Raw genomic sequence first — 22,399 nt, 5'->3', positions numbered from 1 at the left:
GGTCCTTTTTTCTATCATAACGACAATCAAGAAAAAATACTATCAAAATCCATTCATTTTTACTGAATTTTACATATATTAGTATACTAAATCAGTACTAGTTAATTCCTCATCCTTTAGACGGATTCTTGTACCGTTGTTGCCATTGTAAGACGATATTTTCTACCAGGCTAGTTAGCATAAATGCTGAAGCAATCGCACCAGAAGTTAAAATAACGATGACGACATATTGGAAACCAGAAGCTGAATTTCCTAGTACAAATTCACGAACAGCTTGATAAGCAGGACCACCGGGAACTAAAGGAACAAGACTAGGGATAGAAAAGATAATGACAGGCATTTTTTTATAGCGCGAAAAATAAATGCTGATCACACCGATCAAAAACGCTGCAAAGAAATTCGAGGAACCGATCCCAAATTGATGTTGTCGCATCAATAAAAAGACACACCAGCCAATCATACCAGTAATTCCACAACCGTTTAACGCTCGTCTAGGAACATTTGTCAAAATTCCAAACGCTACGGTACAACTATAACTAAATCCTAATTGGATCAACCAATCGATCATAATAAACCTCCTAAAAGCGTCAAAACTGTGGCGATTCCGATTGCAATAGCCGAGGCAACGATAACGGCTTCAACTCCACGCGCTTGACCACTGATCATATGTCCGGCAAAGATATCACGAAATGAATTGGTGATCGCGACACCTGGGACAAGTGGCATGACTGCACCGATGATGATATGATCTGGATTCATATTTGCAAAGAAATGGGCAAATACAATGGCGAGCACACCAATTACAAAGGCTGCAAAAAACATATCGAAAAAGCGCATCGTGACATGTTTTTTGATCCACGTCCCACTATAAAAGCCGATCGCCCCGACAAAAAAGGTCGGAATAAATTCTGCCCAAGTACCGCCAAATACATACATTAGTGTACTACTAACAATTCCTGCTCCTAATACTTGTAACCAAAATGGAAAAGTAGGGGTATCTGGATTAACTCGTTTTAACTGAGCATTAAGTGTTGCTAAGTCGATTTTTTTTTCGGCAAATTCTCGTGAGAGACGATTTACAGCCACGACTTTTTCTAAATTAATAATGCGGTCCCCCACATTTTCGACTTGAGTAAAGTGGTCCTTGCGCAAACTCATAAAAATTCCTGTAGCTGTAACATAACTTACGCTATTGACCTCTCCAGCATTTTTTGCGATGCGTTCCATCGTATCTTCTACTCGATAGACTTCGGAACCATTTTCCATCATAATACGACCTGCAAGTAAGCAAGTCTCAATCAAAAGGTCTTTTGGATTCGACATAATACACTCCTTGAATAACGATTTAGTTGTAGTGTACAGTGTATTAAAAAAAGGCACAAGCTTTTTTGTTGTTAAAAAAATTAGAAAAATAACAATTTATATTTGCTTTTTTCGCGTTATCTTTTAGAATAAGAGTAGGAAGAGTTTTTTTATATTCTTTTTCACGCTAGGAGGGAGTTTATGCGCCATAAGGTTTATACAAGAGAACAGATTCTGCGTGCAGCTTTTGATCTTGCGGCTGATAGTGGGTTTGACCATTTTACTGCGCGAAATATCGCAAAGAAAATGGGAGGGTCGACTCAACCGATTTATTTTCATTTTGAAAGTATGAAAGATTTGAAAGTTGCTTTGATCAAGTGGATCCAAGAAGATATGATCAAAAAAATGAACGAGATCCCAGAATCTGAAGACTTGTTGTTAGATGTATGCACGACGTATATCGATTTTGCACGTTTATACCCAAAAGTATTTAATGCGTTGTATTTCGATAACTCTGGATCAGGAAAAATGTTGTATAGACGGTCACTAGAAGAATTCAAGCTCGTTATCACTTCACACAAGAAATTGCAAAATCTAACCGAACGCCAGATCAGTCGAATGCACGATGGGATTTGGATGGCGGTCACAGGCATCGCTCAGTTGCGTAAAGCAGGCATTATTGAACCTACGCGTGATCAACAAGCCGTGATTATTGATGAAGTAATCGAAGGTGTATTGAAAGATGAAAAAAATAAGTAAGATCAAGAAGGTGGTTTGAGTTGAAGCTACCTTCTGTTTTTGACTTGACAAACCTATCAAAAAGTAGAAAAATGAACTTGTAGGAACAATGGAGAGTTGGCAGAGTGGTAATGCACTGGACTCGAAATCCAGCGAGCCGGGATAACCGGTGCACGGGTTCAAATCCCGTACTCTCCTTAACAAGTCAAGAAAGATTACACGTTACTTTTATGAGTAGCGTGCTTTTTTTTCGAGTTTATATAAAACTAGCAAGATAGAAAGGAAGAGTAGATGGGATATCTGTATTTAACACTAGCTATTATTAGTGAAGTGATTGCCACGAACTTACTTAAAGCATCTCTTGGCTTTACGAAATTATCCATGAGCGCGATGAGTTTGCTCGTCTATGGAGTTTGTTTTTATTTTTTATCTAAAAGTCTAGCGTACCTACCATTGAATATTGCGTATGCATTATGGGGAGCGGTTGGGATTTTATTGATTACGTTGTTTTCGATTGTGTATTGGAAAGAGAGCATTAATCTACCGACTGCATTAGGTATCGGATTGATTATTGTAGGAACGCTTTTGGTGAATTATTTCGGATCTAGTCATTAAGGAGGAGACGAATGAAAATAGCAGTTATGGGCTATAGTGGAAGTGGAAAATCGACTTTGACCAACACGTTAGCTAAAATCTATCAAACTCCAGCACTGTATTTAGACCAAGTCCACTTTGATGCAGGTTGGAAAGAACGAAATCCGCAAGATTCTTTAGCTATAGTTGAGAAGACGTTAGAAAAGGAATGGATCATCGATGGGAATTATCGTGAGTTTTTTTACGAAGAACGTTTAGAACAAGCTGATCGTATTTATGTATTGCTCTTTTCACGTTGGCGTTGTTTGGCACGTGTCCTCAAGCGAACGTTACGCTATTATGGGAAAGTTCGACCGGATATGGCCGAAGACTGCCCAGAAAAATTTGATTTAGCTTTTATCTGGTGGATTTTGTATGAGGGAAGGACTCGCTCTAGAAGGCAAGCATTTCAACAGATTGCAAGGATGTATCCAAATAAAGTGACAGTCATTTACAATCAAAAGCAACTTGATCACGTATACCAAACGTTAAAAAAAGCTGATCCACATTAGGATCAGCTTTTTTTATAGAGATAAATAGCGTTCTAAGTAGTCGGCTAGACCATCTTCATCATTGGTTTTGATTGTTTGATCGTTTGCCACTTGTTTTAGTTGATCGGTGCCGTTTTTCATAGCTACGCCCCAACCAGCATAGTCGAGTAATTCTAAATCATTATGTTCATCCCCAAAGGCAATGACATCTTGTTGCTTGATACCTAAAGAATTTGCAATGATATCGACGCCCATCGCTTTTTGAACTCCTTTTGGCACGACTTCCAAGATTGCATTTGGGCCACCCCAAGTACGTACGTCGATTTCTTTATTGAATTGTTCCATCAATCGGCTAGATACGTCCGCTGCAAATTCATGCTGTGTTTTTAGTAGTAATGAAGTGGGATTTGTTTTTAAATGTTTCATCAAATTTTGTTCAGTGATTTGTTGTGTCGCAAAAAAGTGTGGTTCGACACCTTCGATTTGATCGACGTAAAAAGACTCTCGATTTTCGGCTGCCACAAAGTCTAAATTAAATGTTGCTTTTTGCTCTAAAATGGAAAAAGCAATTTCACGATCGATCGAGTGTTCGGATTCATAAGGCCATTTTTGTTCAGGTAAATGAACTAAAGCACCGTTAAAATTGACCATTGGTGAATCGAGATTCAACTGACGATAGAATTGTTCGCTCATGCGATAAGGTCGTCCAGTTGCGATGCTTACAATATGCCCTGCTTGACGTGCTTTCGTTAGTATCTCTTGTGTACGTGCAGTAATCAAAGATTGCGCGTTTAATGTTGTACCATCTAAATCAATTGCGATTAATTTTTTTGTCATGTATACACTGTGTCCTTTCTTTCCTATCCAAATATTTACTTAGTTTACCATAATCTTTAGAAATAACAAACTATAATAATTTTCTTTTTAATTAAACACGAACATTTTTAAATAAAATATAATTTAATATAAATATTTTGTTGTTTTACAAGTGGAGAATGATTATAATCAACTTCGTTAGGTTTAATAAGCGAACGAAAAGTGGTAATTAAAGATTTTTTGTTTGGATTTGAAATTAAATATGGGAGTGTACGTATGGAAAAATTGTTTAAATTAAAGGAAAACAACACCAATGTCTCAACTGAGATTATGGCAGGAGTTACGACGTTCTTTGCAATGAGTTATATATTATTTGTCAATCCGTCATTATTATCGCAAACGGGCATGCCTTTTCAAGCTGTCTTTTTAGCAACTGTGATTGCGTCGATGATCGGCACGTTGATTATGGGATTGTTCGCTAATGTCCCTTATGCACAAGCTCCGGGTATGGGATTAAATGCCTTCTTTACGTTTACCGTAGTTATTGGGTTAGGGTATACATGGCAAGAAGCGCTTGCGATGGTCTTTATTTGTGGGTTGATCAATATTTTTATAACAGTTACGAAAATTCGTAAATTGATCATTCACTCCATCCCTGAAAGTCTACAACACGCTATTGGTGGTGGAATTGGGATTTTTGTAGCGTATGTTGGTTTGAAAAATGCGAATTTAATTCATTTTTCAGCAAGTGGCACAACGATTACAGACGCAACAATAGTTGATGGAAAGGCTGCAGCCGTTTCGATGAATGGAGGAATCGTACCGGCTTTAGCCAACTTCAATACTCCAGAAATCTTACTATCATTGATTGGATTATTTGTAATGCTCGCATTAGTCGTGGCAAATGTTCGAGGGGCAGTAATTATTGGGATCGTGCTCACCACGATTATTGGAATTGTGATGGGAGTAGTCGATTTAAGTGCAGTGAATTGGAAAGCAGACTCTTTAGGGAATTCCTTTAAAGAGTTAGGTACAACGTTTGGTGCAGCTTTTGGAGAACAAGGGATGCGGTCATTGTTTCATGATTCTGCACGTATTCCACAAGTGATTTTGACGATTATTGCCTTTAGTTTGTCTGATACGTTTGATACGATTGGCACGTTTATTGGAACAGGACGCCGAACAGGGATTTTTTCAAAACAAGACGAAACAGCTCTAGAAGATGGCAATGGCTTGCATACGAAAATGGACCGTGCATTATTTGCTGATGCGATTGCTACTTCGATAGGGGCAGTAGTAGGAACGTCAAATACAACGACGTATGTAGAATCTGCTGCTGGGATTGGAGCAGGTGGTCGTACAGGGTTAACCTCAGTTGTAGTCGCTATTTTATTTGGGATCAGTAGTTTCTTCTCTCCATTGATTTCAATCGTCCCAAATCAAGCAACTGCGCCAGCATTGATTTTAGTAGGTGTGATGATGCTTGCTTCATTTAAGGATATCGATTGGTCTGATTTGGAAGAAGCATTACCTGCCTTTTTTGCCGCAATATTTATGGGACTATGCTATAGTATTTCATATGGAATCGCTGCTGGTTTTATTGTCTTTTTAGTTGTAAAATTAATAAAAGGGAAAATAAAAGAAGTGTCTCCAGTTATTTGGGTAATCGATGCTTTATTTATTTTAAATTTTATCATTCTAGCGATTTTATAAGTTTAACCTAAATCTACAAGTGAACGCAGATCTGCGTTCACTTTTTTTATTTTTTGCATAAAAGGATAGGAATGATAAGAAGTAATTAGAATTACCTTTTTCTAGTTTCTTGTAGTTGTTTTTACCAGTGAAAATACGCTATAGTGATAAAGAAAGAAGGTTTGTGTATGAAAGTAGACTGGAAACGAAATTTGTATATTTCATGGATTGGTTGTTTTTTTACTGGTGCAAGTTTTAGTTTGGTGATGCCTTTTATTCCATTATATGTAGAACAATTAGGTGCGCAAAAAAGTCAGGTAGAATTGTTTGCAGGTCTAGCGATTTCGGTAACGGCTTTTGCTGCTGCGATCGTGGCACCGATCTGGGGAACTTTAGCTGATCGCAAGGGGCGTAGATTGATGATGATCCGTGCAGCTGCTGGGATGACGCTAACGATGGGATCATTAGCATTTGTTCCTAATGTGTATTGGTTATTGATCATGCGTTTTCTAACGGGTGTATTATCAGGATATATCCCAAATGCAACGGCTTTGATCGCTTCACAAGCACCAAAGGAAAAAAGTGGATGGGCATTAGGGACATTGGCTACTGGAGCGATTGCAGGTAGTTTGATTGGACCATTAATGGGTGGAGTATTAGCTGAAGTGTTTGGTATTCGAAATGTTTTTTTAATTACAGGAACTGTACTATTGATCACGCTATTATTGACGATTTTTGCTGTTAAAGAAGATTTTGAACCTGTAGAAAAAACGGATATGCTTTCGATGCGTGACATTCTTGGACAAATGAAAAACGTCCGCTTACTGTTTGGTTTATTTTTGACCTCATTGATCATCCAATTAGGGATTACAAGTATCAGTCCTATTTTAACGTTATATATTCGTTCATTAAGTAAAGATCCGCAAAATGTCTTATTTACAAGTGGTGTGATCGTCTCGATTGCAGGTGTATCTGCTATGATCTCTTCTCCAATTTTAGGCCGTTTAGGCGATCGAATCGGAAATCATAAAGTGTTAATGGGTGGATTACTGTTTTCATTGATTTGTTTCATTCCAATGGGATTTGTCCAAAATCCTTTCCAGTTAGGCGTGTTACGCTTTTTACTTGGATTTTCAACTGGCGCATTAATGCCATCAGTGAATACGCTGATTAGTAAAATTACACCTACAGAAGGAGTAAGTCGAATCTATAGTTACAATCAAATGTTTAGTAACTTTGGTCAAGTCTTAGGTCCAATGGTTGGTTCGACCGTAGCGTATAGTTTTGGCTACGCTGCTGTATTTTGGGCAACTAGTGCATTTGTAGTACTCAATATCATCATGTCATTTTTCAATTTCCGAAAAGGGGTTCATTATCGTTAACGATTGAAAAATAAGAAAAACCAGTTACAATAAAGTAACTGGTTTTTTCTTATACTTAAGATGTGGCTTTTTTATCTGTACCTAATGTACCAAACAAGATAATAACTACTGCAACAAATAAAGAGACGAACAACGAACTTTTGAAATCGTAGGGCTGAGTCATAAGAGAACTACCTAGATAGCCCACGACTTGACCTAAGATTAAAGTCCAAAATAGCGTAACAATATAGCGCATCGTGATTCCTTCTTTCTTGAACGGTTTTCGCCTTAAGTGTACCACAAAATAAATGGTTGTAAAGAACTCTGTAATTAAATCTAAAGGAGAGATTTCATTGTATATTCCGCTTGTCACCCGTTCGGCGTATTCCCTTTTAAAAAGTACGATTCGGATCCATGACTATGTCCAAAACGCACATGAACTAGGTTATACACATTTAGGGATTTGTGATGTAGACACTGTTCATGGCTTAATAGAGTTTCAACAAGCTTGTCAGAAAGTAAACATCACACCGATTTTTGGTGTCAGTTTACAGTATACTTCTCAAGTGACTAAAGAGGAGTATCAAATTCATGCATTTGCAACAAATGAAAAAAGTTATCGTGAATTGCTCATGCTCTCCAGTTATAAGATGACAAATGAGACGTGGGATGCACAGCTTGATCTCGATCACCTTACACTCATAATAGAAGAGAAAAATGAATGGTTCGATTGTATCGCACAAGGTCAAGATCCAAATCAAGCCTTAATTGGGCCAGCGTTTGATTCAAGTCGTTTATTTATTGGGATTATGCCAAAACACAACTCATCAAAAGATGACGTTTTTTATTCCATGATACAAAAAACAACGATTCGTCCGATAGCGGTTGAACCGTTGACGAGTTTGTCGTCTCAAGAAGCCTTGACACTTCGAGTCTTAGAAGCGATTGCGACCGGTGAAAAATTAGCGAGCACAACGATTATTGAAAAGCAAGCCGAACTAAGTGCGAGTTTGCGTTCGCCAAGTGAGATGGAGCAACTATTTAATTTCTATCCTGAAGCATTAGAAAATAGCCACTATTTTACAAAAGAACACTACATAATTCCAATGGAACAAGCCTATTTACCAAAGTATCCACTTGAGAAGCAAACGGCTGCTCAAAAATTAAAGGAATTATGCGATCAGGGAATGCAGTTTCGTAAGGTCCACAATCAAAAGCAGTATGAGGAGCGTTTAGCTTATGAACTTGACGTCATTCATAAAATGGGATTTGACGATTATTTCTTGATCGTTTGGGATGTTATGGATTTTGCGCATCGTAAGAATATCGTTACTGGAGCAGGGCGAGGTTCAGCTGCAGGATCTTTAGTATCATACTTGTTACGTATCACAGAAGTAGACCCAATCGAATATAGATTGTTATTTGAACGCTTTTTAAATCCTGAACGGTATTCAATGCCAGATATTGACCTAGATATTCCAGACAATCATCGCGAAGAGATTCTGCTGTATGTAAAAGAAAAATATGGTGCAGATTATGTAGCCCAGATCGCAACATTTGGGACGATGGCGGCGAAAATGGCGCTAAGAGATGTGGGTCGGGTATTTGGATTGTCGCAAAGTGAAGCCAATCGTTGGTCCAATGCATTACCGAATCGTTTGAAGATCACCTTGACCCAAGGCTATCAGGAATCAAAAGCATTTCGTGATTTAGTGGATATGAGCGAGCGGAATCAACTGCTTTATCAAGTAGCATGTGCAGTAGAAGGGTTGCCCCGGCACGTTTCCACGCATGCTGCTGGAGTCTTGATCAGCGATCGTCGTCTATGGGAAATCGTTCCCTTACAAATGGGAAACAATAGCATCTATTTAACGCAATGGACCATGTATGCAGTCGAAGCAATTGGATTATTGAAAATGGATTTTTTAGGATTGCGGAATTTATCGATCATTGATGATACTTTGCGTGGTGTGGAATATCTAACTGGAAAACCGTTTACGCAAGAAATGATTCCTTTACAAGATGAAGCGACCTATTCGTTGTTTCAAAAAGGAGATACGGCAGGGATTTTTCAATTTGAGTCAAGTGGAATTCGTCAAGTGCTACAAAAATTGGGGCCAGAAACACTAGAAGATCTTGCTGCTGTCAATGCACTGTATCGTCCAGGACCTATGCAGATGATCGATACGTTTATTGCACGTAAAAAAGGAAAAGAAGAAATCGTCTATCCAGATCCTGCATTACAACCTATTTTGCAACCGACGTACGGTGTGATGGTGTATCAAGAACAAATCATGCAAGTAGCCTCGACTCTAGCTGGATACACATTAGGTCAAGCGGATCTATTGCGTAGAGCGATTGGAAAGAAAAACCGTGCGATTTTAGAAACAGAACGAGAGCATTTTTATCAAGGCGCGAATAAAAATGGGATTTCAGCCCATACAGCTAAAGTAGTTTATGAATATATCGAACGCTTTGCAGATTATGGATTCAACCGATCACATGCATTTGCATATTCAATCATTGGCTACCAAATGGCTTTTTTAAAAGTGCATTATCCACTAGCTTTTTTTAAAGCGTTGATGCAATCCGTTCAGCATCAACCAAAAAAAGTTAGAGAATACGCGAATGAAGCAAAACGATATCATATTCACTTGCTTAGTCCGGCAATTAATTCCAGCTATACAACATTTAGTTTAGTAAACCCTGCGAGTATTCGCTTTGGATTAGGTGGAATCAAAGGGATTCGTCGTGATTTTGTTCAGGCGGTCTTGGATGAACGAAAAGCGAGAGGGAAGTTTACGTCTTTTGACGAATTTTTATTACGAATGCAATCGACCCATGCACGTTTTTTAAAAGAAGAGTTACTACGTCCGATGATTCAGATCGGCGTCTTTGATGAAGTGGTTCAAAATCGACATCAAGCAGTCGAAGAATTACCAGGGCGCTTGCAAAATCTAGAATTTAGTGCGGGTAGTTTAGAACTGTTGCAGATGATGCCATTAAAAGTAACGCAAGTAGAAGAGTACACGCCAGAAGAATGTTTGGCATTTGAAGAAGAGTATCTTGGCCTGTATCTATCAGGACACCCTCTAGATCGGTTCGATAAGCTACGTAAACCTTTTCATGTAGAGTCGATGGTGGATCTTATAGAAGGAAACTACGTAAAAATATTGGGTGCGATCAAAACTAGTCGAGAAATTCGAACAAAAAAAGGCGAAAAAATGGCTTTTTTAGATATGGTCGATCAGACGGCTGAACTTTCGGTCACGGTATTTCCGGAATTATACCGAACAAAGCGCACAATTCTTGAACAAGATGGCATTTATTTAATCGAAGGGAAAGTGGAACGCAGTACGTTCAACCAACAATTACAATTAATTGCTCGAAAAATCGAGCGTGCGGAGGATCTGCTTGCGACATTTACCAAAGAAAGTTGCTTTTTAAGAATCACTCATGCGACAAATGATCCAGAACTATTGCAACACCTTGCGGAAGTACTTGAACAATTTCATGGCAAAACACCTGTCATAATGTATTACGAAGTACAAAAACAGCAAAAAATATTAGAAGAACGCTTTTGGATCAATCCATCCACAGAAGCGTTAACTAAAATCAAAGAATTGTTAGGAAATGAAAATGTAGTTTTCAATTGATTTTTTCAATTAAAGCGCATTATTTGACTTTTTTCATGTTATTTCAAGACATTCAATCAGAAAAATGGTAGAATACTGTTTGTGGTTAAAGCAAAAAGAATTGAAAATCTAACCAAATAAACTAATGAGGTGAATACGTAGATGAAACGCATCGGAATCTTAACCAGTGGTGGGGATGCACCAGGGATGAATGCGGCAATTCGCGCAGTGACTCGTAAAGCAATTTACGAAGGAATTGAAGTTTATGGAATCAATTACGGATATGCAGGGCTAGTAGCTGGAGATATTCGTCGTTTAGATATTCCAGACGTAGGAGATAAAATCCAACGTGGTGGAACATTCTTATACTCTGCACGTTATCCAGAGTTTGCTACAGAAGAAGGACAATTAAAAGGAATCGAGCAATTAAAAAAATTCGGTATTGAAGGATTAGTTGTTATCGGTGGCGATGGATCATACCATGGCGCAATGGCATTGACAAAACGTGGATTTCCAGCAGTGGGTATTCCAGGTACAATCGACAATGATATTCCTGGAACAGATTTTACCATTGGATTTGATACAGCGATCAATACTGTATTAGATGCGTTAGACCGCATTCGCGATACAGCAACTTCCCATGTTCGTACCTTTGTGATCGAAGTAATGGGACGCGGTGCAGGTGATATTGCACTTTGGGCAGGTGTTGCCGGCGGAGCAGACGAAATCATCATTCCAGAGCATGAATTCGATATGAAAGAAGTCGCACAACGCATTCAAGAAGGCCGCGATCGTGGGAAAAAACACTGTCTGATCGTCTTGGCTGAAGGTGTGATGGGCGGAAATGAATTCGCTGAAGAATTGTCAAAATATGGTGATTTCCATACGCGTGTTTCTATTTTAGGACATATCGTACGTGGGGGTTCACCAAGTGCACGTGACCGTGTGTTAGCAAGTAAATTCGGTGGATACGCTGTAGACTTGTTAAAAGAAGGAAAAGGTGGGTTATGTGTTGGGATGTTAGATAATAAAGTTGTCGCAGCTGATATTATCGATACATTAGAAAACAATAAACACAAACCAGATCTATCTTTATACCAATTGAACCGTGAATTATCTGTGTAACATTAACTTAGCTAAAACTGGCATAATCGCCAATTTTAATAAACAATGAAGAGGAGCAAATCTTGCAATGAAAAAAACGAAAATTGTTAGTACATTAGGACCAGCAAGTAATACACTAGAGATCATCTCTCAATTAATTGAATCAGGTGCGAACGTATTCCGTTTCAATTTCTCTCATGGAGATCATCAAGAACAACTAGATCGTATGACTTTAGTTCGTGACGCTGTGAAAGCAACTGGTAAAGATGTTGCCATCTTATTAGATACAAAAGGTGCAGAAATCAGAACAACAGTTCAAGGAACAGAAAACGGCAAAATTGCATTTGCAATTGGCGATGTTGTACGCATTTCAATGGATGCTTCTTTAGAAGGAAACAAAGAAAAAATCGCAGTCACTTATCCAGGACTATTTGACGATGTTCATGTTGGTGGACACGTATTATTCGATGATGGTTTAATCGATATGGAAATTACTGAAAAAGATGAAGCAAACCGTGAATTAGTAACGGTTGTTAAAAATGCTGGTCTTTTAGGTTCTCGTAAAGGGGTTAATGCGCCAGGCGTATCCATCAGCTTACCAGGGATCACTGAAAAAGATGCAGAAGATATTCGTTTTGGTTGTGACAACGATATCGACTTTATCGCAGCAAGTTTTGTTCGTAAAGCACAAGACGTATTAGAAATCCGTGAAATCTTAGAAGAAAAAGACATGACACATGTTCAAATCTTTTCTAAAATTGAATCTCAAGAAGGTATCGACAATATCGACGAAATTTTAAAAGTTTCTGATGGTATCATGGTTGCCCGTGGAGATATGGGTGTTGAGATCCCAGCTGAATTAGTACCAATGGTTCAAAAAGATATCATCAAAAAATGTAACGCTGCTGGTAAATCTGTTATTACAGCGACTCAAATGTTAGAGTCTATGCAACACAACCCACGTCCAACACGTGCGGAAGCATCAGACGTTGCCAATGCTGTATTTGATGGAACAGATGCGACAATGTTATCTGGTGAATCAGCAAATGGTGAATACCCAATCGAAGCTGTTGAAACTATGGCTCGTATTGACCGTGAAGCAGAAAAAGCCTTAAATCGTTTAGGTTCATTCCAAATCAACCAATTCGATAAAACAGACGTTACAGAAACAATTGGTTTATCTGTTGCCCGTGCAGCGAAAAACTTAAATGTTAAATGTATCGTAGCAGCGACTGAATCTGGTCATACTGCAAAAATGATTTCTAAATACCGTCCAGATGCAGATATCTTAGCTGTAACATTTGATGAACGTACAAAACGCGGATTGATGTTAAACTGGGGTGTATTCCCAACTGTAACTGAAAAACCAAGTACAACAGATGAAATGTTTGAATTAGCTACGAAAAAAGCCGTTGAATTAGGGTTTGCTAAAGAAGGCGATTTAATCTTGATCACTGCTGGTGTACCAGTTGGTGAACGTGGAACAACAAACGTAATGAAAATTCAAATGATCGGTTCTAAATTGATCGAAGCGCAAGGTGTTGGCGAACGTTCAGTAATCGCAAATGCTGTTGTAGCTTCAACTGCTGCTGAAGCAATTGCAAAAGCACAAGATGGTATGGTATTAGTAGTACCAACTACAGATAAAGAATACATGCCAGCAATCGAAAAAGCTGCTGCATTAGTTGTAGAAGATGGTGGTTTAACTTCTCACGCAGCTGTTGTAGGGATCGCAAAAGATCTTCCTGTAATCGTAGGGGCTAAAGATGCAACTACAACAATCGTAGATGGAGAATTAGTAACTGTAGATTCTCGTCGTGGAATTGTTTACCGTGGAGAAACAACTGCTATCTAATCGCTAAGGACAAGAGATTGCTTACGTTTAATCGTATGCAATCTTTTTCTTTGGTAAAAAATACAGTGACAAAGAAGATGAAAAGGTGTCAAGAAAAATACATTGACAAACCAATTTAAGCCCTGTATAATAACCTTTGTTGCTTAAGAGGTGGAAAAAATGAAATGGTCATTACAAGAATTATCTAAATATCGTGGTACACCACTAGAGTTTGATGAAACATTAGACGTAGCGGAATTATTGCGACAAAAAGATTCGATGATTCAAAATGCTGATCCAGTTCGTGTAGTAGGATTTATCGCACCTAGTGAAGATTCCTATATTTTACATTACAAATTGGAGACTGTTTTGGACATTCCATCGACCCGCTCACTTGAACTTGTTCGCTACCCACTGTCATTTTCAGTTGATGAACTGTTTATGACACCGGAGCAGTTTCAGAAACGATCGGATGAAGTTGAAGCGCACGATGTTTTACTCATCGAAACGCAAACGATCGATCTGGATGAATCTGTAGCTGACAACATTGTACTTTCGATTCCGTTACAAATCTTAACAGAGGAAGAACAAGAAGGGAAAGAACTCCCATCTGGACAAGGATGGACAGTGTTATCGCAAGAGCAATATCAAGAGGAAATGGAACAAGAGCAAGAAACAAAAGTAGATCCTCGTCTTGCGAAATTATCGGATTTGTTTAAAGAAGATAACGAGTAAGATTGGAATAAATCGCAATAATTTATTATTGCTTCTCATTACAAGGAGGTGTAAGACATGGCAGTACCAGCTAGAAGAACTTCAAAAGCGAAAAAGGCAAAACGCCGTACACATTACAAATTAACAATTAACGGTTTAAACGAATGTGCAAACTGTGGTGAAATGAAAAAAAGCCATCACGTATGTTCAAATTGTGGACATTACGATGGTAAAGATGTAGCTTCAAAAGAAGCATAAGTCCTTTTTTAAGAGAAAATGACGTTCAAACCCAAGGCTAACCATGGAGCCTTGGGTTTATTTTTTTGTTTTCAGAAGATTCCGGATACGATAGTTTATTTAATAAAGATTTTACGTTATAATAAAAGAGAAATTTGTATTGATCGCAATTAGGAGGAATGTACATGACGAAACAACAAATCGGCGTTGTCGGAATGGCGGTAATGGGTAAAAACCTAGCTTTGAATATTGAAAGCCGCGGCTATTCTGTAGCGTTATACAACCGTACAGGTTCAAAAACAGAAGAGGTTGTTGCAGAACATCCAGACAAACAGTTAAAAGGAACGTATACTGTTGAGGAATTTGTACAATCAATTGAAAAACCACGTCGTATCGTAATGATGGTTCAAGCGGGTAAAGGAACAGATGCAACAATTCAATCTTTACTCCCTCATTTAGATAAAGGGGACATCTTGATCGATGGTGGGAATACATTCTTCCAAGATACAATTCGCCGTAGTGAAGCATTAGCGGATTCAGGTATCAATTTTATTGGTGCTGGAGTATCAGGTGGAGAAGAAGGTGCGTTAAAAGGACCATCAATCATGCCTGGTGGACAAAAAGAAGCGTATGACTTAGTTGCGCCTATTTTAGAAGAAATTGCTGCAAAAGCAGAAGATGGAGAATCTTGTGTAACTTATATCGGACCAAATGGTGCAGGACATTACGTTAAAATGGTACACAATGGAATCGAATATGGTGATATGCAATTGATTGCAGAATCATATGATTTGATGAAAAACTTGCTAGGTCTTTCTGTTGATGAAATGGCAGATATCTTTAAAGAGTGGAACACGGGCGAATTAGATAGCTTCTTAATCGAAATTACAGCAGATATTCTAACACGTAAAGATGATCTAGGAACTGGTCAACCAATCGTAGATGTAATCTTAGATGCTGCAGGAAATAAAGGTACTGGGAAATGGACAAGCCAAAGTGCACTAGACTTAGGTGTACCATTACCATTGATTACAGAATCTGTATTCGCGCGTTATATCTCTGCATATAAAGAAGAACGAGTACAAGCAAGCAAAGTATTGGCAAAACCTGAAATGACTTTTGATGGTGATAAAAAAGAATTGATCGAAAAAATTCGTGAAGCGTTATACTTCAGTAAAATCATGAGTTATGCTCAAGGATTTGCACAATTACGTAAAGCATCAAAAGAATATGAGTGGGATTTACCATTTGGTGAAATCGCGAAAATTTGGCGTGCAGGATGTATCATCCGCGCTCAATTTCTACAAAAGATCACGGATGCTTATGAAACAAATCCAGATATCGAAAACCTATTATTAGATGATTATTTTAAAGATATTACAACGAAATATCATCAAGCAGTACGTGAAGTGGTAGCTCTAGCTGTTCAAGCTGGTGTACCAGTTCCAACATTCTCATCTGCGATTGCGTACTTTGATTCTTATCGCTCAGAACGTTTACCTGCAAACTTGATTCAAGCACAAAGAGATTACTTTGGAGCACATACTTACGAACGTACAGATCGTGAAGGAATCTTCCATTATTCTTGGTATACAGAAGAATAAATATTGCTCAGAGTTGGCCCTAAACAAAATGTTTGGGGTCAATCTCTTTTTTTATTGCCTAGTTCATGTTAAAATCGAACTGTTACCTTAAACGCCAATGCATTTGAATAGAAGGGAAAAATTGAATAGATGAGCAATATTTTAATTATAGAAGATGAAAAGAACCTAGCTCGTTTTGTTGAGTTAGAATTAAAACACGAAGGTTATACAACAGATGTCCACTATAATGGACGTACAGGATTAGATGCTGCGTTAAATAATGAATGGGATGCGATCTTATTAGATTTGATGCTGCCTGAATTAAACGGTTTAGAAGTATGCCGTCGTATTCGCCAAGTGAAAAATACACCTATTATTATGATGACAGCACGTGATTCCGTGATTGATCGTGTTTCTGGACTGGATCATGGAGCAGATGATTATATTGTAAAACCATTTGCAATTGAAGAATTATTGGCTCGCCTTCGCGCGTTATTGCGCCGAATCGATATTGAAAGTGACAAAAATATCTCAAAACAAACAACCATCACGTACCGCGACTTAGTTATTGAAAAAGAAAATCGCGTGGTTCGCCGTGGTGCTGAAGTAATCGAATTAACAAAACGTGAATACGAATTGTTGCTTACATTAATGGAAAGTGTAAACGTAGTGTTAGCGCGTGATGTATTATTAAATAAGGTATGGGGCTACGAAACAGAAGTAGAAACAAATGTTGTAGATGTCTATATCCGTTATTTGCGCAATAAAATCGATGTACCAGGTGAGGAAAGCTATATCCAAACTGTTCGTGGTACAGGATATGTGATGCGTTCTTGATGAAAAAATCTAAACAGACTAAAGGACTAAAAGGGCTCTCTTTGACGATAAAGTGGGCTCTGGCTAGTTCTTTATTTATATTTGTCGTCTTTACAGTCTTCGCTATTATTACGTATAAATCATCGATTAATTTATTTGTAGATAAAGAACGTAAAAATGCCGAGCAAACAACGAACGAAGCTGTATCTCGTTTGGCTAATGCAAATCGGACGCTAAATTTGGTAGAAACCTATCGTAATTTAACCAATAGTAACAATGGAGAAAATAGTATTTATGACCGAACGTCTACTATAGAAGGCATTTTGATGGATATCGATCCATTTATTTCGGATTTAGGACAGCCTGCGGTAAGTTTATATGTTTACAATTTGGATGAAGAATTGGTATTTAAAACACAAAAAGACGATTTACCGCTTGAACAAACAACGTTAAAAAAACCAACGATTATGAATGTTAAAGGGGAAACTGGTTTTATTACAGTAAAACCAATTCAATCGAAAGATACACGTGAAATCATTGGGTATGTTCAAACGTTCTATGAATTAACTTCATTAGATGAAATCAAGCAGCGACTGTTGATCACATTATTCATCCTCGAAATTATCTCGTTTGTGTTAAGTAGCTTTTTAGGGTACTTGCTTTCAGCCTATTTTTTAAAACCATTAAAAGTATTGCGAGATACGATGGAAGAAATTCGTAAAGATCCACAATCAAATATTCATATGCCAGAACTTCATACTAGTGATGAATTAGCCGATGTAGCAGAAATTTTTAATGAAATGTTGGATCGGATGCGTTCGTATATTGAACAACAAGAGCAATTTGTGGAAGATGTCTCCCATGAACTGCGCACTCCAGTTGCGGTTATCGAAGGTCATTTACGCTTGCTTGATCGTTGGGGGAAAAATGATCCTGAGATTTTAGAAGAATCATTGTCTGCAAGTATGCAAGAAATCAGTCGTATGAAAGTATTGGTTCAAGAAATGTTAGATTTATCTCGTGCAGAGCAAGTAGATGTGCATTATGCAAATGAGTCTTCAAAAGCTAAAGAAGTAGTTCACCAAGTGTTTAATAATTTTAAAATGTTGTATCCCGATTTTTTATTTACATTAGATGATGATCTAGCGCAAGAAAAAACAGTTCGAATTTATCGAAATCATTTTGAACAGATTTTAGTGATTATTATGGATAATGCTGTAAAATATTCTACAGATCGTAAAGAGGTTCATGTAACGGTATCGTCTAGTCAAAAAATGTTGGAAATTGCGATTCAAGATTTTGGTGAAGGAATTTCAGAAGAGGACAAAGCCAAAATTTTTAATCGGTTTTATCGTGTGGATAAAGCACGCGCCCGAACTAAAGGTGGAAATGGATTAGGTTTAGCAATCTCTCAAAAACTAATTGAGAATTATAAAGGGACGATTCGTGTAGAAAGTATTTTACATCAAGGTACAATTTTTAGAATTGGATTGCCTATCGATACTCATGAAACCAAGCGATAAAGAAGAAATTTCTTCTTTATTGCTTTTTTTTAACAAAAGCAATAAATATACTTGCATTTTATCAGATTACTTGTTATATTATTTTTTGTCGTTAAAACATTTTTTACGAAAGTGATCAACATAAAACTTTTAGATAAAAAGAGTTGACTTTAAAAAAACAACATGATATTATAACAAAGTCGAAAAGATATTTGTGTCTCAAACGTTGATTTTAAAATAAAAAAACGTTTGACAAATAACAAACGATGTAGTATGATAAAGAAGTTGTTGAAGCAATTTCAAATCAATCGAATGAAAAAAACTTTTAAAAAAGAGTTGACTTTGAATTTCGGATGAGTTATAATAAAGAAGTTGCTGAAGCGACGATGTAGACCTTTGAAAACTGAACAAAGCAAGCAAACGAACCAATAGTGTAAGGTGTTTCTATTTAATAGAAGCAAAACAAAACAGCAAGCAATTATTGCTAGCAAAGTCAATTTAGAGCTTAACGATCGTAGATCGTTTCAAATTTTTTTATGAGAGTTTGATCCTGGCTCAGGACGAACGCTGGCGGCGTGCCTAATACATGCAAGTCGAACGCTTCTTACTTATCGAACTTCGGTTCACCAAGTAAGAGGAGTGGCGAACGGGTGAGTAACACGTGGGTAACCTGCCCATCAGAGGGGGATAACACTTGGAAACAGGTGCTAATACCGCATAATTCAGTTTACCGCATGGTAGAGTGATGAAAGGCGCTTTTGCGTCACTGATGGATGGACCCGCGGTGCATTAGCTAGTTGGTAGGGTAATGGCCTACCAAGGCAACGATGCATAGCCGACCTGAGAGGGTGATCGGCCACACTGGGACTGAGACACGGCCCAGACTCCTACGGGAGGCAGCAGTAGGGAATCTTCGGCAATGGACGAAAGTCTGACCGAGCAACGCCGCGTGAGTGAAGAAGGTTTTCGGATCGTAAAACTCTGTTGTTAGAGAAGAACAAGGATGAGAGTAAAATGTTCATCCCTTGACGGTATCTAACCAGAAAGCCACGGCTAACTACGTGCCAGCAGCCGCGGTAATACGTAGGTGGCAAGCGTTGTCCGGATTTATTGGGCGTAAAGCGAGCGCAGGCGGTTCTTTAAGTCTGATGTGAAAGCCCCCGGCTCAACCGGGGAGGGTCATTGGAAACTGGAGAACTTGAGTGCAGAAGAGGAGAGTGGAATTCCATGTGTAGCGGTGAAATGCGTAGATATATGGAGGAACACCAGTGGCGAAGGCGACTCTCTGGTCTGTAACTGACGCTGAGGCTCGAAAGCGTGGGGAGCAAACAGGATTAGATACCCTGGTAGTCCACGCCGTAAACGATGAGTGCTAAGTGTTGGAGGGTTTCCGCCCTTCAGTGCTGCAGCTAACGCATTAAGCACTCCGCCTGGGGAGTACGACCGCAAGGTTGAAACTCAAAGGAATTGACGGGGGCCCGCACAAGCGGTGGAGCATGTGGTTTAATTCGAAGCAACGCGAAGAACCTTACCAGGTCTTGACATCCTTTGACCACTCTAGAGATAGAGCTTTCCCTTCGGGGACAAAGTGACAGGTGGTGCATGGTTGTCGTCAGCTCGTGTCGTGAGATGTTGGGTTAAGTCCCGCAACGAGCGCAACCCTTATTGTTAGTTGCCATCATTTAGTTGGGCACTCTAGCGAGACTGCCGGTGACAAACCGGAGGAAGGTGGGGATGACGTCAAATCATCATGCCCCTTATGACCTGGGCTACACACGTGCTACAATGGGAAATACAACGAGTTGCGAAGTCGCGAGGCTAAGCTAATCTCTTAAAGTTTCTCTCAGTTCGGATTGTAGGCTGCAACTCGCCTACATGAAGCCGGAATCGCTAGTAATCGCGGATCAGCACGCCGCGGTGAATACGTTCCCGGGCCTTGTACACACCGCCCGTCACACCACGAGAGTTTGTAACACCCGAAGTCGGTGAGGTAACCTTTTGGAGCCAGCCGCCTAAGGTGGGATAGATGATTGGGGTGAAGTCGTAACAAGGTAGCCGTATCGGAAGGTGCGGCTGGATCACCTCCTTTCTAAGGAATATTACGGAATACACAGGTCGTTTCCACTTTGTTCAGTTTTGAGAGGTTTACTCTCAAATAATTTGTTCATTGAAAACTGGATATTGAAGTAAAGAAATCAAAACAAACCGAGAACACCGCGTTGAATGAGTTTTTTAATACGTTCAATTGCTTATTTTTCTTAATCATCTTCTATCGCTAGAAGACAATGATTAAAACCCAACCGTAAGGTTGATAAGGTTAAGTGAATAAGGGCGCACGGTGGATGCCTTGGCACTAGGAGCCGATGAAGGACGGGACTAACACCGATATGCTTTGGGGAGCTGTAAGTAAGCTATGATCCAGAGATTTCCGAATGGGGGAACCCAGCATCTTTTATAGGATGTTACTTTTCAGTGAATACATAGCTGATTAGAGGTAGACGCAGAGAACTGAAACATCTAAGTACCTGCAGGAAGAGAAAGAAAATTCGATTCCCTGAGTAGCGGCGAGCGAAACGGGAAAAGCCCAAACCAAGATGCTTGCATCTTGGGGTTGTAGGACTCCAATATGGTAGTACGATCAGATAGTCGAATGACTTGGAAAAGTCAGTCAAAGAGGGTAAAAACCCCGTAGACGAAATTTGGTATGCACCTAGGAGGATCCTGAGTACGGCGGAACACGAGAAATTCCGTCGGAATCCGGGAGGACCATCTCCCAAGGCTAAATACTCCCTAGTGACCGATAGTGAACCAGTACCGTGAGGGAAAGGTGAAAAGCACCCCGGAAGGGGAGTGAAATAGATCCTGAAACCGTGTGCCTACAACAAGTCAAAGCCCGTTAATGGGTGATGGCGTGCCTTTTGTAGAATGAACCGGCGAGTTACGATTGCATGCGAGGTTAAGCTGAAGAGGCGGAGCCGTAGCGAAAGCGAGTCTGAATAGGGCGTTTTAGTATGTAGTCGTAGACCCGAAACCATGTGATCTACCCATGTCCAGGTTGAAGGTGCGGTAAAACGCACTGGAGGACCGAACCCACGTACGTTGAAAAGTGCGGGGATGAGGTGTGGGTAGCGGAGAAATTCCAATCGAACTTGGAGATAGCTGGTTCTCTCCGAAATAGCTTTAGGGCTAGCCTCGGATTTAAGAATGATGGAGGTAGAGCACTGTTTGGACTAGGGGCCCATCTCGGGTTACCGAATTCAGATAAACTCCGAATGCCATTCATTTATATCCGGGAGTCAGACTGTGAGTGATAAGATCCATAGTCGAAAGGGAAACAGCCCAGACCACCAGCTAAGGTCCCAAAATATATGTTAAGTGGAAAAGGATGTGGGGTTGCACAGACAACTAGGATGTTGGCTCAGAAGCAGCCACCATTTAAAGAGTGCGTAATAGCTCACTAGTCGAGTGACCCTGCGCCGAAAATGTACCGGGGCTAAACATATTACCGAAGCTGTGGAGTGTACCTTTGGTACACTGGTAGGAGAGCGTTCTAAGGGCGTTGAAGGTAGACCGTGAGGACTGCTGGAGCGCTTAGAAGTGAGAATGCCGGTATGAGTAGCGAAAGACAGGTGAGAATCCTGTCCACCGAATGACTAAGGTTTCCTGGGGAAGGCTCGTCCGCCCAGGGTTAGTCGGGACCTAAGCCGAGGCCGACAGGCGTAGGCGATGGACAACAGGTTGATATTCCTGTACTCGTTGTTTTTGTTTGAGCAATGGAGGGACGCAGGAGGCTAAGGAATGCAGACGATCGGAAATGTCTGTCCAAGCAACAAGTCTTAGTGAGAGTCAAATGCTTTCACTTTCAAGGACAAGTTGTGATGGGGAGGGAAATAATAGTACCGAAGTTCCTGATGTCACACTGCCAAGAAAAGCTTCTAGTG

Annotated in this window: 17 protein-coding genes, 1 tRNA gene and 2 rRNA genes; 16 read left to right on the top strand and 4 right to left on the bottom strand. The window is 39.4% G+C overall.

Annotated features, from left to right (window positions below):
- Positions 1-109: 109 nt before the first annotated feature.
- Complete coding sequence (locus I573_RS00100; protein WP_016184512.1) at positions 110-568, bottom strand: threonine/serine exporter family protein; 459 nt, start codon at positions 566-568, stop codon at positions 110-112.
- The gene (locus tag I573_RS00095; protein WP_016184511.1) at positions 565-1,323 is read right to left on the bottom strand and encodes a threonine/serine exporter family protein; all 759 of its coding nucleotides are present in this window, start codon (positions 1,321-1,323) and stop codon (positions 565-567) included. Before I573_RS00095 ends, I573_RS00100 begins: the two co-directional genes overlap by 4 nt.
- 180 nt (positions 1,324-1,503) lie before the next feature.
- Here I573_RS00095 and I573_RS00090 point away from each other — a divergent pair, with 180 nt between their 5' ends.
- From I573_RS00090 to I573_RS00075, 4 genes are all read left to right on the top strand, one after another.
- Complete coding sequence (locus I573_RS00090; RefSeq protein ID WP_016184510.1) at positions 1,504-2,061, top strand: TetR/AcrR family transcriptional regulator; 558 nt, start codon at positions 1,504-1,506, stop codon at positions 2,059-2,061.
- Positions 2,062-2,151: 90 nt separating this feature from the next.
- Positions 2,152-2,238 (top strand) — tRNA-Ser (locus I573_RS00085).
- 93 nt (positions 2,239-2,331) lie between these two features.
- On the top strand, positions 2,332-2,655 hold the full coding sequence (locus tag I573_RS00080) for a DMT family transporter (RefSeq protein WP_016184509.1): 324 nt from the start codon (positions 2,332-2,334) through the stop codon (positions 2,653-2,655).
- A gap of 11 nt (positions 2,656-2,666) precedes the next feature.
- Positions 2,667-3,185, top strand: coding sequence for a P-loop NTPase family protein (locus I573_RS00075; protein WP_016184508.1), 519 nt, complete (start codon positions 2,667-2,669; stop codon positions 3,183-3,185).
- Between the two features lie 12 nt (positions 3,186-3,197).
- Here I573_RS00075 and I573_RS00070 read toward each other — a convergent pair whose 3' ends face one another.
- Positions 3,198-4,001, bottom strand: a complete 804-nt coding sequence (locus I573_RS00070) for a Cof-type HAD-IIB family hydrolase (protein ID WP_016184507.1) — start codon at positions 3,999-4,001, stop codon at positions 3,198-3,200.
- A gap of 255 nt (positions 4,002-4,256) precedes the next feature.
- Between I573_RS00070 and I573_RS00065 the strand changes: the two genes are divergently transcribed.
- Together I573_RS00065 and I573_RS00060 are read left to right on the top strand one after the other, a co-directional pair.
- The gene (locus I573_RS00065) at positions 4,257-5,693 is read left to right on the top strand and encodes an NCS2 family permease (RefSeq protein ID WP_016184506.1); all 1,437 of its coding nucleotides are present in this window, start codon (positions 4,257-4,259) and stop codon (positions 5,691-5,693) included.
- A 167-nt stretch (positions 5,694-5,860) separates the two neighbouring features.
- Positions 5,861-7,054: a multidrug efflux MFS transporter gene (locus I573_RS00060; protein WP_016184505.1), complete on the top strand. Its 1,194-nt coding sequence runs from the start codon at positions 5,861-5,863 to the stop codon at positions 7,052-7,054.
- 55 nt (positions 7,055-7,109) lie between these two features.
- Here I573_RS00060 and I573_RS00055 read toward each other — a convergent pair whose 3' ends face one another.
- Positions 7,110-7,289, bottom strand: a complete 180-nt coding sequence (locus I573_RS00055) for a YjzD family protein (protein WP_016184504.1) — start codon at positions 7,287-7,289, stop codon at positions 7,110-7,112.
- A gap of 97 nt (positions 7,290-7,386) precedes the next feature.
- Here I573_RS00055 and I573_RS00050 point away from each other — a divergent pair, with 97 nt between their 5' ends.
- The 10 genes from I573_RS00050 to I573_RS00005 form a co-directional block, all read left to right on the top strand.
- Complete coding sequence (locus I573_RS00050; protein WP_016184503.1) at positions 7,387-10,689, top strand: DNA polymerase III subunit alpha; 3,303 nt, start codon at positions 7,387-7,389, stop codon at positions 10,687-10,689.
- A gap of 141 nt (positions 10,690-10,830) precedes the next feature.
- Positions 10,831-11,793 carry a 6-phosphofructokinase gene (gene pfkA, locus I573_RS00045; RefSeq protein ID WP_016184502.1) on the top strand — a complete coding sequence of 321 codons (963 nt, stop codon included), beginning with the start codon at positions 10,831-10,833 and terminating at the stop codon, positions 11,791-11,793.
- Between the two features lie 67 nt (positions 11,794-11,860).
- Entirely contained in the window at positions 11,861-13,627 is a 1,767-nt protein-coding gene (gene pyk, locus I573_RS00040; protein WP_016184501.1) for a pyruvate kinase, read from the top strand.
- A gap of 159 nt (positions 13,628-13,786) precedes the next feature.
- Entirely contained in the window at positions 13,787-14,341 is a 555-nt protein-coding gene (locus tag I573_RS00035; protein WP_016184500.1) for a YceD family protein, read from the top strand.
- Positions 14,342-14,398: 57 nt separating this feature from the next.
- Entirely contained in the window at positions 14,399-14,578 is a 180-nt protein-coding gene (gene rpmF / locus I573_RS00030) for a 50S ribosomal protein L32 (RefSeq protein WP_016184499.1), read from the top strand.
- A gap of 164 nt (positions 14,579-14,742) precedes the next feature.
- Positions 14,743-16,161, top strand: coding sequence for an NADP-dependent phosphogluconate dehydrogenase (gene gndA / locus I573_RS00025; protein WP_016184498.1), 1,419 nt, complete (start codon positions 14,743-14,745; stop codon positions 16,159-16,161).
- Between the two features lie 129 nt (positions 16,162-16,290).
- Positions 16,291-16,977 (top strand): response regulator transcription factor, encoded by a 687-nt coding sequence (locus I573_RS00020; protein WP_016184497.1) that lies wholly within the window; start codon positions 16,291-16,293, stop codon positions 16,975-16,977.
- Positions 16,977-18,479 (top strand): HAMP domain-containing sensor histidine kinase, encoded by a 1,503-nt coding sequence (locus I573_RS00015; RefSeq protein ID WP_016184496.1) that lies wholly within the window; start codon positions 16,977-16,979, stop codon positions 18,477-18,479. The genes I573_RS00020 and I573_RS00015 overlap by 1 nt, the downstream gene beginning before the upstream one ends.
- Positions 18,480-18,990: 511 nt before the next feature.
- Positions 18,991-20,547, top strand: a 16S ribosomal RNA gene (locus I573_RS00010).
- A gap of 226 nt (positions 20,548-20,773) precedes the next feature.
- Positions 20,774-22,399: ribosomal RNA gene (locus tag I573_RS00005) — 23S ribosomal RNA — on the top strand; the annotation flags it as partial.

The organism is Enterococcus sulfureus ATCC 49903 (assembly GCF_000407605.1).
Lineage (GTDB): Bacteria > Bacillota > Bacilli > Lactobacillales > Enterococcaceae > Enterococcus_G > Enterococcus_G sulfureus.
This window is presented reverse-complemented; position numbering and strand designations above follow the sequence as displayed.

What these genes read in the sequence shown, in the direction of transcription:
- I573_RS00070 (WP_016184507.1), bottom strand. Translation starts at nt 4,001, where the DNA reads ATGACAAAAAAATTAATCGCAATTGATTTAGATGGTACAACATTAAAC.
- pfkA (WP_016184502.1), top strand. Translation starts at nt 10,831, where the DNA reads ATGAAACGCATCGGAATCTTAACCAGTGGTGGGGATGCACCAGGGATG.
- gndA (WP_016184498.1), top strand. Translation starts at nt 14,743, where the DNA reads ATGACGAAACAACAAATCGGCGTTGTCGGAATGGCGGTAATGGGTAAA.
- I573_RS00035 (WP_016184500.1), top strand. Translation starts at nt 13,787, where the DNA reads ATGAAATGGTCATTACAAGAATTATCTAAATATCGTGGTACACCACTA.
- I573_RS00065 (WP_016184506.1), top strand. Translation starts at nt 4,257, where the DNA reads ATGGAAAAATTGTTTAAATTAAAGGAAAACAACACCAATGTCTCAACT.
- rpmF (WP_016184499.1), top strand. Translation starts at nt 14,399, where the DNA reads ATGGCAGTACCAGCTAGAAGAACTTCAAAAGCGAAAAAGGCAAAACGC.
- I573_RS00020 (WP_016184497.1), top strand. Translation starts at nt 16,291, where the DNA reads ATGAGCAATATTTTAATTATAGAAGATGAAAAGAACCTAGCTCGTTTT.
- I573_RS00015 (WP_016184496.1), top strand. Translation starts at nt 16,977, where the DNA reads ATGAAAAAATCTAAACAGACTAAAGGACTAAAAGGGCTCTCTTTGACG.
- I573_RS00060 (WP_016184505.1), top strand. Translation starts at nt 5,861, where the DNA reads ATGAAAGTAGACTGGAAACGAAATTTGTATATTTCATGGATTGGTTGT.
- I573_RS00075 (WP_016184508.1), top strand. Translation starts at nt 2,667, where the DNA reads ATGAAAATAGCAGTTATGGGCTATAGTGGAAGTGGAAAATCGACTTTG.
- I573_RS00055 (WP_016184504.1), bottom strand. Translation starts at nt 7,289, where the DNA reads ATGCGCTATATTGTTACGCTATTTTGGACTTTAATCTTAGGTCAAGTC.
- I573_RS00100 (WP_016184512.1), bottom strand. Translation starts at nt 568, where the DNA reads ATGATCGATTGGTTGATCCAATTAGGATTTAGTTATAGTTGTACCGTA.
- I573_RS00090 (WP_016184510.1), top strand. Translation starts at nt 1,504, where the DNA reads ATGCGCCATAAGGTTTATACAAGAGAACAGATTCTGCGTGCAGCTTTT.
- I573_RS00080 (WP_016184509.1), top strand. Translation starts at nt 2,332, where the DNA reads ATGGGATATCTGTATTTAACACTAGCTATTATTAGTGAAGTGATTGCC.
- I573_RS00095 (WP_016184511.1), bottom strand. Translation starts at nt 1,323, where the DNA reads ATGTCGAATCCAAAAGACCTTTTGATTGAGACTTGCTTACTTGCAGGT.
- pyk (WP_016184501.1), top strand. Translation starts at nt 11,861, where the DNA reads ATGAAAAAAACGAAAATTGTTAGTACATTAGGACCAGCAAGTAATACA.